The 14,600-nt window shown below is 67.5% G+C and carries 14 protein-coding genes; 11 read left to right on the plus strand and 3 right to left on the minus strand.

Going from position 1 to position 14,600, the window contains the following annotated elements; genetic code table 11:
- Positions 1-408: 408 nt before the first annotated feature.
- Entirely contained in the window at positions 409-981 is a 573-nt protein-coding gene (locus BLW27_RS22015) for a TraR/DksA family transcriptional regulator (RefSeq protein WP_342708073.1), read from the minus strand.
- On the opposite strand from BLW27_RS22015, the gene BLW27_RS14170 reads away from it, so the two are divergent.
- Genes BLW27_RS14170 through BLW27_RS14185 form a run of 4 tightly spaced genes read left to right on the plus strand, consistent with a single transcriptional unit; the run spans position 980 to position 5,241 of the window.
- The gene (locus BLW27_RS14170; protein ID WP_089884080.1) at positions 980-2,122 is read left to right on the plus strand and encodes an ABC transporter permease; all 1,143 of its coding nucleotides are present in this window, start codon (positions 980-982) and stop codon (positions 2,120-2,122) included. The two genes, BLW27_RS22015 and BLW27_RS14170, sit on opposite strands and share 2 nt — an antisense overlap.
- Entirely contained in the window at positions 2,119-2,910 is a 792-nt protein-coding gene (locus BLW27_RS14175; RefSeq protein ID WP_425429298.1) for an ABC transporter ATP-binding protein, read from the plus strand. Before BLW27_RS14170 ends, BLW27_RS14175 begins: the two co-directional genes overlap by 4 nt.
- Positions 2,910-4,625, plus strand: a complete 1,716-nt coding sequence (locus tag BLW27_RS14180) for an MlaD family protein (RefSeq protein ID WP_089884081.1) — start codon at positions 2,910-2,912, stop codon at positions 4,623-4,625. The genes BLW27_RS14175 and BLW27_RS14180 overlap by 1 nt, the downstream gene beginning before the upstream one ends.
- A 4-nt stretch (positions 4,626-4,629) precedes the next feature.
- On the plus strand, positions 4,630-5,241 hold the full coding sequence (locus tag BLW27_RS14185) for an ABC-type transport auxiliary lipoprotein family protein (protein WP_089884083.1): 612 nt from the start codon (positions 4,630-4,632) through the stop codon (positions 5,239-5,241).
- A 98-nt stretch (positions 5,242-5,339) separates the two neighbouring features.
- On the opposite strand, the gene BLW27_RS14190 is transcribed toward BLW27_RS14185, so the two are convergent.
- A complete protein-coding gene (locus tag BLW27_RS14190) occupies positions 5,340-6,275 on the minus strand; it encodes a YihY/virulence factor BrkB family protein (protein ID WP_089884085.1) in 936 nt (311 codons plus the stop codon).
- A gap of 326 nt (positions 6,276-6,601) precedes the next feature.
- Between BLW27_RS14190 and BLW27_RS14195 the strand changes: the two genes are divergently transcribed.
- From BLW27_RS14195 to BLW27_RS14215, 5 genes are all read left to right on the plus strand, one after another.
- Positions 6,602-6,835: a hypothetical protein gene (locus BLW27_RS14195; protein ID WP_089884087.1), complete on the plus strand. Its 234-nt coding sequence runs from the start codon at positions 6,602-6,604 to the stop codon at positions 6,833-6,835.
- A gap of 9 nt (positions 6,836-6,844) precedes the next feature.
- Positions 6,845-8,242 (plus strand): hypothetical protein, encoded by a 1,398-nt coding sequence (locus BLW27_RS14200; RefSeq protein ID WP_143042275.1) that lies wholly within the window; start codon positions 6,845-6,847, stop codon positions 8,240-8,242.
- 182 nt (positions 8,243-8,424) lie between these two features.
- A complete protein-coding gene (locus BLW27_RS14205; protein ID WP_089884091.1) occupies positions 8,425-9,498 on the plus strand; it encodes an amidohydrolase family protein in 1,074 nt (357 codons plus the stop codon).
- Positions 9,495-10,592 carry an amidohydrolase family protein gene (locus BLW27_RS14210; protein ID WP_089884093.1) on the plus strand — a complete coding sequence of 366 codons (1,098 nt, stop codon included), beginning with the start codon at positions 9,495-9,497 and terminating at the stop codon, positions 10,590-10,592. The genes BLW27_RS14205 and BLW27_RS14210 overlap by 4 nt, the downstream gene beginning before the upstream one ends.
- Positions 10,589-11,005 carry a Rieske (2Fe-2S) protein gene (locus BLW27_RS14215; protein WP_089884096.1) on the plus strand — a complete coding sequence of 139 codons (417 nt, stop codon included), beginning with the start codon at positions 10,589-10,591 and terminating at the stop codon, positions 11,003-11,005. Before BLW27_RS14210 ends, BLW27_RS14215 begins: the two co-directional genes overlap by 4 nt.
- A gap of 13 nt (positions 11,006-11,018) precedes the next feature.
- Here BLW27_RS14215 and BLW27_RS14220 read toward each other — a convergent pair whose 3' ends face one another.
- On the minus strand, positions 11,019-11,486 hold the full coding sequence (locus BLW27_RS14220) for a GFA family protein (RefSeq protein ID WP_089884099.1): 468 nt from the start codon (positions 11,484-11,486) through the stop codon (positions 11,019-11,021).
- A gap of 23 nt (positions 11,487-11,509) precedes the next feature.
- Here BLW27_RS14220 and BLW27_RS14225 point away from each other — a divergent pair, with 23 nt between their 5' ends.
- Both BLW27_RS14225 and BLW27_RS14230 read left to right on the plus strand, forming a co-directional pair.
- Positions 11,510-12,769: a multidrug effflux MFS transporter gene (locus BLW27_RS14225; protein ID WP_245710887.1), complete on the plus strand. Its 1,260-nt coding sequence runs from the start codon at positions 11,510-11,512 to the stop codon at positions 12,767-12,769.
- Between the two features lie 114 nt (positions 12,770-12,883).
- Positions 12,884-14,599 carry a dihydroxy-acid dehydratase gene (locus BLW27_RS14230; RefSeq protein ID WP_089884101.1) on the plus strand — a complete coding sequence of 572 codons (1,716 nt, stop codon included), beginning with the start codon at positions 12,884-12,886 and terminating at the stop codon, positions 14,597-14,599.
- The last annotated feature ends 1 nt before the right edge of the window (position 14,600 follow it).

Genomic DNA, 14,600 nt, shown 5'->3' on the forward strand with positions numbered 1-14,600 from the left:
TCCTTGAGTCGCATGATCGTCAGGTAGCTCTACGTGCTGCCGATGGAATACCAAAAATCGATCTGACCCATGTCGTTCCCCCGGCACCAGCCCACTGCGCAGGAGAGCACAACCGTTCACGCGGCGACTCCTTTATCGCGAGCAAGCATCATTCAAGCGCATGCCATAGGTGGCACTGCGTTTGACGCGATCGGCGTTCGAGCAACGGCCTTTTAGCAGGCGAGTGAGAGTTTGCCCTGGCCGAAAATGGGTTTTCACCTCTTTCGCAGGAACGGGATCTTTTGTTTCCGCCGACGGTGCCCAAGGTGCTTCGTGACGTAGGGGCACCGGATTTCTGTCTGTCTCGCTTCGCGCCGACGTTCTCGTTGACGCGGTAAGGCGCTCATCCCCATTGTGCGACACCGACGTTCAGGGTGCGCAATTCGCGCAAAATGGCGTCGCCGGGAGCACGTCAAGCCGCGCCGGGGCGATGGTTTCGCCGCATGACTGGCACATACCGTATGTCCCGGCCCTTATCCGGCCCAGAGCCGCGTCGAACTGCCTGATCTCGGCGAGTTCCGTCTGGCCGAGCGCCTCCAGCACTTCGTCCCCCTGTCGCTCCGACGAGCGATCCTCCCAGTCCTTGGGCAGGGGTTCGTCGAGCGTGTGCTCGACCGCCGCCAGATGGCGGACAAGTTCTTCACGACGCTCCCGCAGGGCCGCTTCGCGGTTCGCGATATTCATTTCGTTACCTTTCATGCCTTTGGGTGAGGGTGTACGACGGAAAAGATCGCGGCCTTGATTTGTATCAATCACTTTGGCGGCCGGGCAATGCGAGGCAGAAGCACACAACGGAAGGCACGCATGGCCGGGGTGGTGATTGCGTCCATCGCCGGTGGGCGCGGTCTCGGCGTGTGGGCAAAGGCTCGCGACCGGATTGTGGGCATCGCGGCTGCCCGGTGACGTGGGCAAGCAGATCCAGGCAGGGTACAGGCGAGACATGGTTCAGCAACGTGGGGATACGCCCGAGGGCCGGTCCGGGGGCGAGGGGGCAGATGCCGCCGTCAGTCTGGAAGACGGACGTCTGGTACTGTCCGGGCGTCTGCTGGTCGACACGATCGCGACGCTGAAACACGACGGACAGGGCGCGGAGGAAATCGACATCGCGCAGGTCAGCCATATGGATACCGCCGGCGCGTGGTATGTCGCCGATGTGCAAAGGCGGATGACCGATGGCAAGGAAGAGGTGCCGATCCTGGGCGCCGACGACATGCAGCAGCAGCTGATCGAGGTGGTCCGCCGCAACATGCCGCCGGAGGATGCGGCGGCCGCGAGGCACGTTTCGCTGTTGGACCGGGTCGAGGCGCTGGGCCGCAAGACGGCAGCCGGCGCAGGGAAAGCCGTGGAACTGACCGGCTTTCTGGGGCAGGTCATGGCGGCGCTGTCCAGCATGGTGATCCATCCGCGCCGCCTGCGTCTGACGTCGCTCGTGCATCACATGCAGGAAGTGGGCTGGAACGCCATCCCCATCGTCGCGCTGATGTCGCTCCTGATCGGCGTCGTGCTGGCCTTCCAGGGCTCGGTGCAGCTTCGCCAGTTCGGAGCCGAGGTGTTCGTCGTCGATCTCATCGCGATCTCGGTGCTGCGCGAGCTGGGAATCCTGCTGACCGCCATCATCGTGGCGGGGCGGTCCGGCTCGGCCTATACGGCCGCCATCGGATCGATGAAGATGCGCGAGGAGGTCGATGCCATGCGCACGCTCGGCCTCGACCCGATCGACATCCTGGTGGTCCCGCGGGTGCTGGCGCTGGTCCTGATGCTGCCGGTCCTGGGATTGATCGCGGACCTGTCGGGGCTGGTGGGCGGCGCCCTCATGTCCTGGATCGAGCTGGGCGTGTCGCCCGCCGTGTTCCAGGCGCGGCTGATCAGCGACACGGACGTCTGGCACTTTCTGGTGGGAATGATCAAGGCGCCGTTCTTTGCCATGATCATCGGCATCATAGGCTGCTACGAGGGTCTGAAGGTGGGCGGGGACGCGGAATCCCTGGGGCGGCTGACATCGACGTCGGTGGTGCTGTCGATCTTCATGGTGATCGTGGCGGATGCGGTGTTCTCGGTGGTGTTTGCGCTGATTGGAATATGATGGACGACGCGGAGCCAATCATTAGGGTGCGCGGCCTGACCAAGGGCTTCGGCCGCCACCTCGTTCACGAGGGGCTGGACCTCGATGTGCGCAGGGGCGAGATCATCGGCATCGTCGGCGGCTCGGGTACGGGGAAGTCCGTGCTGCTTCGGCAGATCGTCGGCCTGCTGAAGCCCGATGGCGGCAGTATCGAGGTCTTCGGCCAGAGCGTCGAAGGCACGTCGCCCGATCAGTACAAGCAGCTGCGCCGCCGGTGGGGCGTGATGTTCCAGGACGGCGCGTTGTTTTCGTCCCTGACGGTTCGGCAGAACGTCGAGGCCCCGATGCGCGAACAGCTGGCCCTGCCGGACGACCTGCGCGAGACGCTGGCCGGGATCAAGGTGCGCATGGTCGGGCTGGACGAGGACGCGCAGACGAAGTTTCCGTCCGAGCTGTCGGGCGGCATGCGCAAGCGGGCCGGTTTCGCGCGGGCCATCGCGCTCGACCCCGAAATCGTGTTTCTGGACGAGCCGACGGCAGGGCTGGACCCGATCGCCGCGGCGGAATTCGACACGCTGATCCGCCAGTTGCAGGCGGCGCTCGGTCTGACCGTCTTTCTGGTGACGCACGATCTGGATTCGCTGCACGCGATTTGCGACCGTATCGCCGTGCTGGCCGAGAAGAAGGTGCTGGCGATCGGCACCATGGCCGAGCTGATGAAAGTGGATCATCCTTGGGTCCACGAGTATTTCCACGGCCCCCGCGCCCGGGCAGCCTCGGAAACCGAGCGGGCCGAGAAGGTGCAGTGATGGAAACCCGTGCGAATTTCATTCTGATCGGCATCTTCACGTTGCTCGGCATAATCGGAGGCCTGGGCTTTGCCGTGTGGCTGTCCAGCGTCCAGCTGGACCGGCAATATGCCTATTACGGGATTCTTTTCGACGACGTGTCGGGGCTGGATTCGGCCGGGGATGTGGTCTTCAACGGGATCAACGTGGGGCGGGTGACGGACATGCGGATACATGATCCCGATCCGTCGAAGGTCTATGTGGGCATCGAGGTCGACGCGACGACGCCGGTGCGCGAGGATACCGTGGCGCAGCTCAGCTTGTCGGGTGTGACGGGCGTTGCCTACATCTCGCTGACCAACACGAGCGCGGATGCGCCGCCGCTGACGTCGGATGACGGCGCGCCGCCCATCATCCCCTCGCGCCGCTCGAACGTGCAGCAGCTGGTCGAGGATGCGCCCGACCTGATCACCGAGGCGACGAACCTGCTGAGACAGTTCCAGCAATTCGCGGGGCCGGAGAACCAGGCCCACGTGCAGAACATCCTGAACAACCTCAGCGACGCATCCGCCGGGCTGGATCAGGCGCTGACCGACTTTTCGGACATCACCCGGACCGTGGCCGACGCGACCGAGCGGATCGCGGGGTTCGGCGCGCGCCTCGAAACGCTGGGTGAGGCGGCCGAGACCACGCTGGGCAACGCGGACCAGACGCTGGCCTCGGCCGCGGGTGCGTTCGACTCGGCCAAGGCGGCCATCGATACCACGGGCACGGCCATCGACAGCGCCGGCCTCGCCTTTGCCGAGGCCGAGACCCTCATGCGCGATCAGGTGCCGCAGATCGCCGCGCAGATCTCGCGGACGGTCGATGCGCTGAACGAGGCGATCGCCGATGTCTCCGAACGGTCGGTCAGCACGCTGGACGGCTTCGACCAGACGGCGGCGCTGCTGAACGCGCGGCTGCGGGAGCTGGAGCAGACGCTGTCGGATGCCAGCACCTCGTTCAACGCGCTGTCCGAGGCCTCGGACAGCGTCGACACCCTCGTTTCGGGTAACGGCACCCTGATGGTGGCAGATGCGCGCGAGGTTCTGGCCGGCGCGCAAGGCGCGATCGACAGGATCGGGACGGTCATGGATCAGGACGTGCCCGCCATGGTCGAGGAAATTCGTGGCGCCGTGTCATCGGCGGCCGCCGCAGTGGACACTGCCGCGCGCGATCTGACCGAATTCACCGATGGCCTGACGCCCCTGGCGGATGACACGCGTACGGCGGTCGACGCCGCCGCGGATCTGCTTCAGCGGGCAAGCACGACGCTTGCCGGCATCGACGGCTCTCTGGCGGCGGCGAACCGCGCGCTGGGCTCGGCGGAGAAGGCGTTCGACAGCGCCGACGAGGTGATCTCGACCGATCTGGGCCCGGTGCTGTCCGACATTCGCGCGGCGACGGATCAGATCGGCGGCGCGGCGGACCAGGTGTCAGCCGACCTGCCGCAGATCACGAGCGATCTGCGCGCGCTGATCGGGCGCGCAAACGACGTCGTCGCGCAGGTTCAGGCCACGGTGTCCGACGCCGCGCCGGGCATCCGCAACTTCACCGGCAACGGCCTGAACGAACTGACGCGCCTCGGCGCCGAAGCGCGCGGGCTGGTCCAGTCCCTCGAAAACCTGGTGCGCCGCATCGAACGAGACCCTGCACGCTTCCTTCTGGATGAACGCGTGCCCGAATACCGGAGATGACAGGATGCAGATCATGACCCTCAGCCGCCGCGCGGCGATACTGGGCGCCGCGGCCAGCCTCGGCGGTTGCAGTGCGCTTTCGTCGATCAATGCGGCGGCGACGCCGCTGGACACCTACGACCTGTCGCCGGCCAGCGGTTCGAGCGCGGGCCAGCGGTCGGACCGAACGCTGCTGGTGGCTGTGCCCAATGCGCCCGCTTCGGTCACGAGCGACCGGATCATGGTGAAACCCGGCGCCGCCGCGGTCACGTATCTTCCCGATGCCCGCTGGTCCGATGAACTGCCCGCGCTGGTGCAATCGCTGCTGGTCCGCTCGATCGCGGGAACGGGCCGGATGGGGTACGTCGGCCCGAACGAGGCGGGGCCGGTGCCCGATCTGGCACTGCTGTCGCGCATCGACGCGTTTCACGTGGAGATCACCGGCGAGGCCGTGATCGCCAAAGTCGACATGAGCCTGACCCTGTTGCGCGACAGGGATCAAAGCGTGATCAGGACCGAGGTGTTCCGCAACGAGGCCGTCGCGGCCAATGACTCGCCGCCTGCCATCATTGCGGCGTTTCAGTCGATCCTCGACGCGCTCTTGCCCCGGATCGCGACCTGGGCTGCCAACGGGTGAACGCCGCAGCCTGCTGAGCAGACCGGCACCCGTGAGTTTGCCGCATGCCCGTCAACCTTGCAGGCCGGATGGTGCTGGTCGCCGCGAAACGGCCGCATTCAATGGCGCAAGGCGCGCGCAAGGCGGCGGATGCGAATTGCCCGGTTGAGTTCGCCGCCGAAGATCAGGACGAGGGCGGCGAGATACATGAAGTAGAGGGCAGCTATGATGCCGGCCAAGCCCGCGTAATAGCTTGTGTAATTGGCGAAGTTCGACAGATAGAACGAGAAGATCCAGGTGAGCAGCGTCCAGGTTGCCACGGTGAAGACCACGCCTGGCCAGATGCTCGAGAAGCGTGTCCGTCGGGCCGGCAGAAACACGTGCGCGGCGAACAGGGCAGCAACGAGGATGATTGCCGTCACGGGGTACCGCATCAGCCCGATCGTGATGGAGGACGGGTCGAAGTTCGGCAGCAGAATGTGCAGCCACGAGCCCGCCCTCGGGGCCAGAACCAGCAGGTAGGACACGAGGACGAGGACCATGCTCGCGAAGATGACCATGACGAACTGGGTCGCGTACAGCGCGACCGTCGAGCGGGTCTCGCGTATGCCGTAGGCCCGGTTGAGCCCGACGCGGACACCGTCGACGCCGCCGACGGCGAACCAGATGGTCAGCAGGATACCGATGCTGAGCACGCCGCCTCTCTGGACGGTCATCACCTGCTCGACTTCGGACACGATCGGCTCGACCAGCGCCGCCGGGACGATCGCGATCAGGAAGGCGATGAGATCGTCGGCCATGGATCGATCGCCGATGAAGGCCGTCAGCGAACTGGTGAATATGAGGAAGGGAAAAAGCGCGAGCAAGGCGCGGAAGGCGACATTCCCGGCAAGGCCGAACGCGTCGTCGCTCCAAAGCCGCAATGCCGCCTCGCGCAATACCGCTCGCAACACCCTCAGCCCGGTGCCGTGCAGAAGATCCTCCGGATTGGCGCTGACGACCCCGTGGGTCAGGACGGCGTTTCGTATGGTCTCGTGATTCGGATTGGCATCCATTCGTGCCGCCTACGCCTTCTCGCGATGGTCGGAAGTCATTCGGTTCTATATCGCGCCGATCGGTCCGCTCCAATCGGAATGCCACGGGCGTTGCGCCGGGCCTTCTTTTCCAGAGCGCCGGACCCGGATGACGTATCGCGGGCAGAACGCTGTCGCGCGGGGGGGCGTGCATGGCTTGCCCGGCTGGAACACGCGCGCAACTCGGCTGTTGAGTCTGGGAACCTGACGGGAACCCGCGGCCCCCGATATGCGCGAAGGCGCGTCGGTCAGGATCAGCTTTCTGCCGCCCCGGGCCGCAACGGTTCGCTTTAAAAAGGAGACCAGAGATGGAGGTCCTCTGGTTCTGGATAATCATTCTGCTCCTGGTCTTCGCGGTCGCGTCGGCGCCCGGCTGGGGGCACACGCGCGAACGCTGGCCATATCGCTACGGCGGATACTACCGGTACTATCCCGCCGCGGGTGCCGGGCTGCTGGTGGCGGTCCTTCTGCTGCTGTTCTGGCTGGGCCTGATCGCCATCGCATTGCCTTGGGCCGCGGCGCCGCCACCCGCCGTGAACTGACGCGGCGCGGTGACAAGCCGCGCCCCGTATCCGACACGAGCCAGCAACAGCCATGAGACCGCTGGTTGCTGGATGCGCAGTGGGCGGGGATCTGCCGCATACCCGCTGATCCTTCATGTCCAGCAAAGGCGGGAAAGCGCAGGAGAGGAGGCGGCGATGCAGAGAGAGACGTCACAGGCGGCTGAACTCATGTCCGGTTTCGCCGAGCGGACCGGGCTGCGCGGCGGCGCCGAGACGCGGCGCTACCTGTGGACCGATGCCTTCGCGGTCATCAATGCGCTGGACCTCTGGCTCACGACCCGGGACGAGCGCTGGCGCGACATGGCGACCGACCTTGTCGCCGAGGTGCACGGGGTGCTTGGCCGGCACCGGAGCGACGACTCGCGACAGGGCTGGCTCGGCGGACTCGACGAGCAGGAAGGCGCGCGGCATCCGACGAGCGGCGGCCTGCGCATCGGCAAACCTCTGCCCGAACGGGAACCCGACGCGCCCTATGACGCGCGCCTGGAGTGGGATCGGGACGGGCAGTACTGGCACTACCTGACCAAGTGGATGGACGCGCTGTCGCGGGCGGCGCGCGTTCTGGATGAGCCGGAATGCCTGCGGTATGCCGAAGAGCTTGCGGAAGGCACGTTTCCGCGCTTCCTGCAGACCTCGCCGATGGGGGCGCCGATGGGGCTTGCCTGGAAGATGAGTGTCGATCTCTCGCGGCCGCAAGTCGCGGCGACCAGCCCGCACGACGCGCTCGACGGCTACGTCACGACCCGCTGGCTTGGGCGGACGGGAGCCGCGACCAGGCTGGCCGGTGAGGCCAATATCCTGCGGCAACTCGCCGAGGGCCGGGCCTGGGGAACCGCGGACCCGCTCGGGCTTGGCGGCCTTCTGATGGACGCTATGCGCCTTGCGCTGCTGCCCGACCGGACAGAGGTGGCCGAGCGCCTGATCCTGGACATCTTGGCCGGCGTCGATGCGGGTCTGGATCATTTCCTCCGTTCCGGAACGCTGGAGGCAGTGCCCTCGCGGCGTCTCGGGTTCCGCGAAATCGGGCTGGCGATCGGGCTGCAGGCGCTTCGCCCGCTCTCGCAGGCCGCCGAGACGTCACGGCACCTGCGGCGCGCGGCGGGCCCGCATCTTGACGCGCTGCGCAAAAACGCCGGCGTCGGCAGGGGGATCGTCGCGTTCTGGTCCGAGCCGGAAAATCGCCGCGCGGCGACTTGGACCGAACACCGCGACATCAACGACGTGATGCTCGCGACGGTCCTGCTCGACGCCTATGCGGACACGGCACGGGCGACGTCCGGGGAAGGGCATCGACGCGGCCTATCCTGTCCAGGCGCTGCGCACGAATCGCCTGCCGTGCACCGGGAGACCAGACAAGCCGGTCCTTGTCACCGCGGATGCGGATAGCGCCAGTCGCGCACCGGCCTCGGCGCCGTGTCTCGCCGGGTTCGATCGTACGCCGGTGCTTGTCACCCGTGCAGGGCGCCGACGAGGCATCTTTTCCGGACGGCTAAGGTCTTTTCGCGATTCGTTGTATTCTCATTCGCCGATTGGCCCGTAAAATGCGAAGAGTTGCGACGGATGAGACCATGACCGACATGCTGACGATCGACGCGGATTTCCATCTGCCGCAGGCGGGGGTGTCCGACCTGTTGCCCTATCTCGACGATTACTGGCGGATGCAGGTCGTCGACCGCGAACTGCCGTCTATGCCGTTCCGGCTCAGTTCCTACCCGGCCAACGCGCCGCATGCGCGCAATACCGCCTTCGAGGGGCTGGACGTTCCGGGCGCGCTGGACCGCTTCGGCGTGTCCGTCGCCGTCTGTTCGATGCTCCACGGCGTGGCGGGGCTGCACAATCCCGACATGCGCGCGGCCCTGCTGTCGGCGGTCAACGACTTGGTGGCGCGCGACTGGCTGGACGCCGACACGCGGCTGCGCGGATCGATCTACATCTCGGGCGAGGATCCCGAAGCCGCCGTGGCCGAGATCGAGCGGCTGGCCGGCGACGACCGCTTCGTGCAGGTGCTGATGCTGGCGATGCAGGATCTGCCCCACGGCGCGCGGCGCTACTGGCCGATCTACGAAGCCGCGCAGCGGCACGGGCTGGCCGTCGCGATCCATGCGGGGGCGCTCTATCGCAACCCGCCCAGCGTCTCGGGCTGGCCGTCCTACCAGTACGAGGATTACGTGATCCAGAGCCAGGCGTTCGAGAACATTCTCGTGTCGTTCCTGGGCGAAGGCGTGTTCGCAAGGTTTCCCGACCTGAAGGTCGTGTTCCTGGAGTCCGGCTTCGGTTGGCTGCCGACGACGCTCTGGCGCATGGACAAGACCTGGCGCGGCACGCGGCAGGAGGTTCCGTGGCTGGACCGCCCGCCATCGCAGATCACGGCCGGCCGCGTTTTCCTGTCGCTGCAGCCGGTCGACATGCCCGGGCCCGACGAGGTGGCGCAGGTCGTCAAGCACGTGGGGTCCACCGACATGCTGCTGTTTTCCACCGATTACCCGCACCGGCAATTCGACGGTGACGATCCGATGCCCGCCGGATTTCCCGATGCCGCGCTGCCGGCGATTCGCGCGGGCAACGCCTTGCGTGCCTATCCGCGCCTCGGCCGCGATCCGGCGCTCGCGGCACGGGTCGACTTCCTGGAGGTGACGCCATGAACCAGATGCTCCGCGAGAAAGAAGGCAAGACCCGCCTGCGCATCGTCGATTGCGACATCCACCCGGCGCAGCGCACGCCCCAGGCGCTATATCCCTATCTGGAAAAGCGCTGGGTCGATCACCTGGAAACCTTCGGACCGTTCATCCGTCAGGCGCTGGTCGGGCAGCTGTCCTATCCGCGCATGACCGCGAACGGGATGCGCGTCGATGCCAAGCCCGAGGACGGGCCGGCCGGCTCCAGCCTCGCGATGCTGCGCGAACAGCATCTCGACCGGCTGGACATCGAGACCGGGCACCTCGTGGCCCTCGGCCGGGGCGGGATGGAGGAACGCAATCCCGACCTTTCGGCCGCGATGAGCCGCGCCGTCAACGACTGGCAGCTCGCCGAATGGGTCGAGCCGGAACCGCGCCTGCGCGCCGGGCTGGTGATTCCGCAGGACAACCCCGAAGCCGCCGTGGCCGAGATCGAGCGCCGCGCGGGCGATGCCCGCTTCTGCCAGGTGGTCATGTCCACAAGGCCCAACGAAACGCTGGGCGCGCGGAAATACTGGCCGATCTACCGCGCGATCGAGGCGGCGGGCCTGCCGCTCTGCCTGCACCCGGCGGGCTATTCCTCGGGAAAGCCGTCGACCGGGACGGGCTGGCCCAGCTTCTATTTCCAGGAACACTATACCTTCGTGCCGGGGACCGAGGCGCTGGTGACGAGCCTCGTGATCGAGGGCGTCTTCGAAGCTTTCCCCAAGCTGAAGGTCGCGATCATCGAAGGCGGGTTTTCCTGGGCGCCGGCGCTGGGCTGGCGGATGGACAAGCATTTCGACACCTTCCACGCCGAGGTGCCGCATCTCACGCGCAAGCCGTCCGAGTACATGCGCGAGCATTTCTGGTGGGCGACCCAGCCGATGGAAGAGCCGAAGAACGGCCGCCACATCGAGGACATCATCGACTGGATCGGCTGGGACCGTATCCTCTACTCGTCGGACTACCCGCACTGGGATTACGACGACCCCAACCACATCTTCAAATTCCCGCTTTCCCCCGAGCGCCGCGAGGCGGTCTTCGGCGGCAATGCGCGCAAGCTGTACGGATACGCATGACACGGCACGTTCTGGCAAGGGTAGACGACTTCACCGACCGCGAGGTGCGGCGCATCGAGGCCGGCGGCAAGCCGCTATGCGTGGCGCAGGTCGACGGGCGCTTCTACGCGCTGATCGACCGTTGCCCGCATGGCGGTGCGCCCCTGTCGGGCGGGCGGCTGACCGGCACGGTCGAAAGCGACGGGCCGGGGCATTACCGCCTGTGCCGTCGCGACGAGATGCTCAAATGCCCGTGGCACGGATGGGAATTCGACCTGGCGACCGGCCAGTCCTGGAGCGACCCCAAGGCCACCCGCACGCGGGCCTTCGCCCCCAGCACGGTCGAAGGCGGCGATCTGGTCAAAGGGCCCTACGTGGCCGAAACGGTGCCGGTCGAGGTCGACGGGAACTACGTTGTCGTTGACTTGCCCTAGGCCCCCGCGCGGGTCAGCCCAGCATCGCGGCGAAGGCCCGCCGCATCGCCTCCATGTCGGGCCGGCCCTCGTAGGCCAGCGGCGCCGGCGTCAGCGCCACCCAAGGCTGTCGGCTGGCGGTGAAGATGTGCGCCGCGGGACGCAACCAGCCGGTGTCGTCCAGCGTGCCGGCCTTCAGCGACGCGAAGTCCGAGCCTTCCGCGCGGGCGTGCCAGAGGCGCGTGCCGCAGGCCGGGCAGAACGTGCAGCGCATGCGGCGGCCCGATCCGGCCACGCGCTCGAACGCGGCCGTGTCGCCCTGCGCGTCGAGATCCGCCACCCGGACCTGCAGCGACTCGCCGAAGGCGCTTCCGGACTGGCGCTGGCAATCGGTGCAGTGGCAGACGTAGAAGGTCAGCGGTGCCGAGCCTATTGCGTAGCGCACGGCGCCGCACTGGCACCCGCCGGTCAGCGGAAGGTCGGGCAGGGTGATGTCGGGCATGGTGGTCCTTGCGGATGGGGCCGATGCCCAGCATCGCCGCGCGGCCTGCCGCTTGCAAGGCCGCGCAGATGACCGTTCCCGCGCCGCGCTTTCTCGACCCGGCCACGCCGCCGACGCTGGGCACGCTGATCGCGATCACCGGCATCGCGGCGATGTCGATGAACATGTTCCTGCCCTCGCTGCCGCGCATCGCCGAGGACCTGGGAACCGAGTACGAGGTGGTCCAGCTTTCGGTGGCGCTCTACCTCGCCAGCACGGCGGCGATGCAGATCGTCCTCGGGCCGCTCGCGGACCGCTACGGGCGAAAGCCGCTGCTGCTGGCGGCCTTCGCGATCTATGCCGTGGCCAGCGTCGCCTGCGCGCTGGCGCAGACCGTTGCGGTCTTCCTGGTCGCGCGGATGGTGCAGGCGGCGGTCTATTCCGGCGTCATCCTCGCCCGCGCCATCGTGCGCGACCTCGCGTCGGACGACGAGGCAGCCGCGCGGCTCGGCGCCGTGACCATGGGCATGGCGATGGTGCCGATGGTCAGCCCCGCCCTGGGCGGCCTGCTGGAGGAGACGCTGGGCTGGCGCGCCTCCTTCTGGCTGATGTGCGTGCTGGGCGGCGTTGCCATGTGGCTGGTCTGGCGCGACGTGGGCGAGACCCGGCGCCATGCCTTCGCCAGCTTCGCCGAGCAGTTCCGCGCCTATCCCGAATTGCTGAGCGCGCCCCGCTTCTGGGCTTACAGCCTTGCGGCGGCCTGTGCCGCGGGCACGTTCTTCGCCTATCTCGGCGGCGCGCCGTTCCTCGGCGCGCAGGTCTTCGACCTGAGCCCGGTCGCTTTGGGCATCCTCTTCGGCTCCACCTCGCTGGGCTATGTCGGCGGCAGTTTCCTGTCCGCGCGGCTGTCGGCGCGGGTGGGCGTGCGGCGCATGGCCCTGTGGGGCTCGCTGACGTCGACGCTGGCCCTCGGGGCGTCGCTGTCGCTGTTCCTGGTCGGCTGGGGCAGCGCGGCCAGCTTCTTCGGGCTGACCGTCGTGGTGGGGGTCGGCTACGGCATCACCCTGCCCAACGCCACGTCCGGCGCCCTGTCGGTCCGGCCCCGGCTGGCGGCGACCGCCAGCGGCCTTGCCGGCGTGTTGATGATCGGCGGGGGCGCGGCGCTGTCGGCCTTCGCGGGGGCGGTCATGGTACCCGGAGCCGGGGCCGAACGGCTGCTGCTGATCCAGGGGGCGGCGTCGCTGAGCGGGGTGCTGGCGATGCTGTTCATCACGATGCGCGAAAGGCGCCTTGGCCCGCGCTGATCTCCTTTCGTGAAACGCGAAAGCTGAAGGCGAAAATATCCGTATTGTTCCTTAAAGCGCGACAGGCGACAAAACCCCTCGCTGGGAAATGAAGATCCGGAAAGGGGGAACGGCATGGCGCGTGCCCGACGCGACGCCGCATCGCTGCGATCGAATTTCGAACCGGGCACATCCCGCTGGGCGGTGCGCCGCGCGCAGTGGCGGGCGCTGGGGCTGAGCGATGCGGACATGGTAAAGCCCAAGATCGCGGTGGTGAACACCTCGTCCGAGATGGCGATCTGCTTTTCCCATCTCGACGGCATCGCGGCCCGGGCGAAGGACGCGATCCGCGCGGCTGGCGGCCTGCCGTTCGAGATCCGCACCGCGGCGCCATCGGACTTCATCATCTCGGCCGGGCGGCGCGCCACCTACATCCTGCCGACGCGCGACCTGATCGCCAACGACATCGAGGTGCAGGTCGAGGGCGCGCAGCTGGACGGGATGCTGATGCTCACCTCCTGCGACAAGACGGTGCCGGGGCAGCTGATGGCGGCCGCGCGGCTGGACATCCCGACGCTGATGGTGATCTGCGGCTACCAGTCCTCGGGCGAACTGGACGGAGAGCACGTCGACATCGAGGAGGTGTTCCTGCATGCGGGCTACCACGCGCAGGGCGCCACCAGCTTCGAGCGGTTGCGCGACATGACCGAGCATGCGATCCAGTCACCCGGCGTTTGCTCGGGCATGGGCACGGCGAATTCGATGCATTCGGTGGCCGAGGCGCTGGGCATGGCACTTGCCGGTGCCGCCCCGGTCGCCGCGAACTCCGCCGCAATGTGGGCGCAGGTCGAGGCGGCGGGCAGCCGGATCGTGGACATGGTCTGGGAGGACCTGCGCCCGCGCGAGATCCTGACCGCCGCGGCATTCCGGAACGCGGCAAGGGTGAACCTGGCGCAGGCCGGGTCGATCAACTGCATCAAACACCTGCAGGCCATCGCGGTCGAGGCGGGCGTGAACCTCGACGTCTACGAGGTATTCGACACCGAGTCCCGCCGCGTGCCGGTGCTGACCGCCGTGCGCCCCATCGGTCCCCATTCGATCGAGGCGTTCGAAGCGGCAGGCGGCGCGCGCGGCACGATGAAACGCCTTGAGCCGCTGCTCGAAACCGAGGCGCTCACCTGCACCGGGCAGACGCTGGCGGAAAACCTTTCGGATGTGCGCGTCGCGGATGACGACGTGATCCGGCCGCTCGACGATCCGCACGGCACGGAGGCGGCGATCGTGCTGCTGACCGGGTCGCTGGCCCCGCGGACCGGGATCGTCAAGGTCGGTTTGCGCACGCCCGACCGCAAGCTGGCGTTCCGCGGTCCGGCCCGCGTGTTCGAATCCTCCGCCGATGCCGAGGCCGCGCTGAAGGCCGGCAGGATCCGCCGCGGCGAGGTTCTGGTCCTGCGTCGCCAGGGCGTGCGGGGCGGCCCGGGCATGGGCGGCGCCTCGCGGCTGGTCTTCGCGGTCGAAGGCGCCGGCCTCGGGGCCGATGTCGCGGTGGTGACGGACGGCCAACTTTCGGGGCTGGTGAACAAGGGTCTCGTCGTGGGCGAGGTTCAGCCCGAATGGGCCGATGGCGGCCCCATCGCGCTGGTCCGGGACGGTGACATGATCGCCATCGACGTCACCGCGCGCAGCATCGAGCTCGAGGTGCCCGCCCAGGAACTGGACTGGCGCCGCGCCGCTTTCGTGCCGCCGGAGCCGACGAGCGATTCCGGCTGGCTTTCGATCTACGAACGCACCGTCAGCGATCTGCGCCACGGCGCCTCGCTGATCCCGGACGCCCGCAAGAAGGATTCCTGAG

This window comes from Citreimonas salinaria (genome assembly GCF_900107235.1).
GTDB classification, from domain to species: Bacteria; Pseudomonadota; Alphaproteobacteria; order Rhodobacterales; family Rhodobacteraceae; genus Citreimonas; species Citreimonas salinaria.

Bases quoted from the DNA above. Each gene is read 5' to 3' on its own strand.
- BLW27_RS14220 (WP_089884099.1), bottom strand. From the start codon at position 11,486: ATGCCCGACATCACCCTGCCCGACCTTCCGCTGACCGGCGGGTGCCAG.
- BLW27_RS14180 (WP_089884081.1), top strand. From the start codon at position 2,910: ATGGAAACCCGTGCGAATTTCATTCTGATCGGCATCTTCACGTTGCTC.
- BLW27_RS14185 (WP_089884083.1), top strand. From the start codon at position 4,630: ATGCAGATCATGACCCTCAGCCGCCGCGCGGCGATACTGGGCGCCGCG.
- BLW27_RS14210 (WP_089884093.1), top strand. From the start codon at position 9,495: ATGAACCAGATGCTCCGCGAGAAAGAAGGCAAGACCCGCCTGCGCATC.
- BLW27_RS14215 (WP_089884096.1), top strand. From the start codon at position 10,589: ATGACACGGCACGTTCTGGCAAGGGTAGACGACTTCACCGACCGCGAG.
- BLW27_RS14205 (WP_089884091.1), top strand. From the start codon at position 8,425: ATGACCGACATGCTGACGATCGACGCGGATTTCCATCTGCCGCAGGCG.
- BLW27_RS14195 (WP_089884087.1), top strand. From the start codon at position 6,602: ATGGAGGTCCTCTGGTTCTGGATAATCATTCTGCTCCTGGTCTTCGCG.
- BLW27_RS14190 (WP_089884085.1), bottom strand. From the start codon at position 6,275: ATGGATGCCAATCCGAATCACGAGACCATACGAAACGCCGTCCTGACC.
- BLW27_RS22015 (WP_342708073.1), bottom strand. From the start codon at position 981: ATGTCTCGCCTGTACCCTGCCTGGATCTGCTTGCCCACGTCACCGGGC.
- BLW27_RS14170 (WP_089884080.1), top strand. From the start codon at position 980: ATGGTTCAGCAACGTGGGGATACGCCCGAGGGCCGGTCCGGGGGCGAG.
- BLW27_RS14225 (WP_245710887.1), top strand. From the start codon at position 11,510: ATGCCCAGCATCGCCGCGCGGCCTGCCGCTTGCAAGGCCGCGCAGATG.
- BLW27_RS14230 (WP_089884101.1), top strand. From the start codon at position 12,884: ATGGCGCGTGCCCGACGCGACGCCGCATCGCTGCGATCGAATTTCGAA.
- BLW27_RS14175 (WP_425429298.1), top strand. From the start codon at position 2,119: ATGATGGACGACGCGGAGCCAATCATTAGGGTGCGCGGCCTGACCAAG.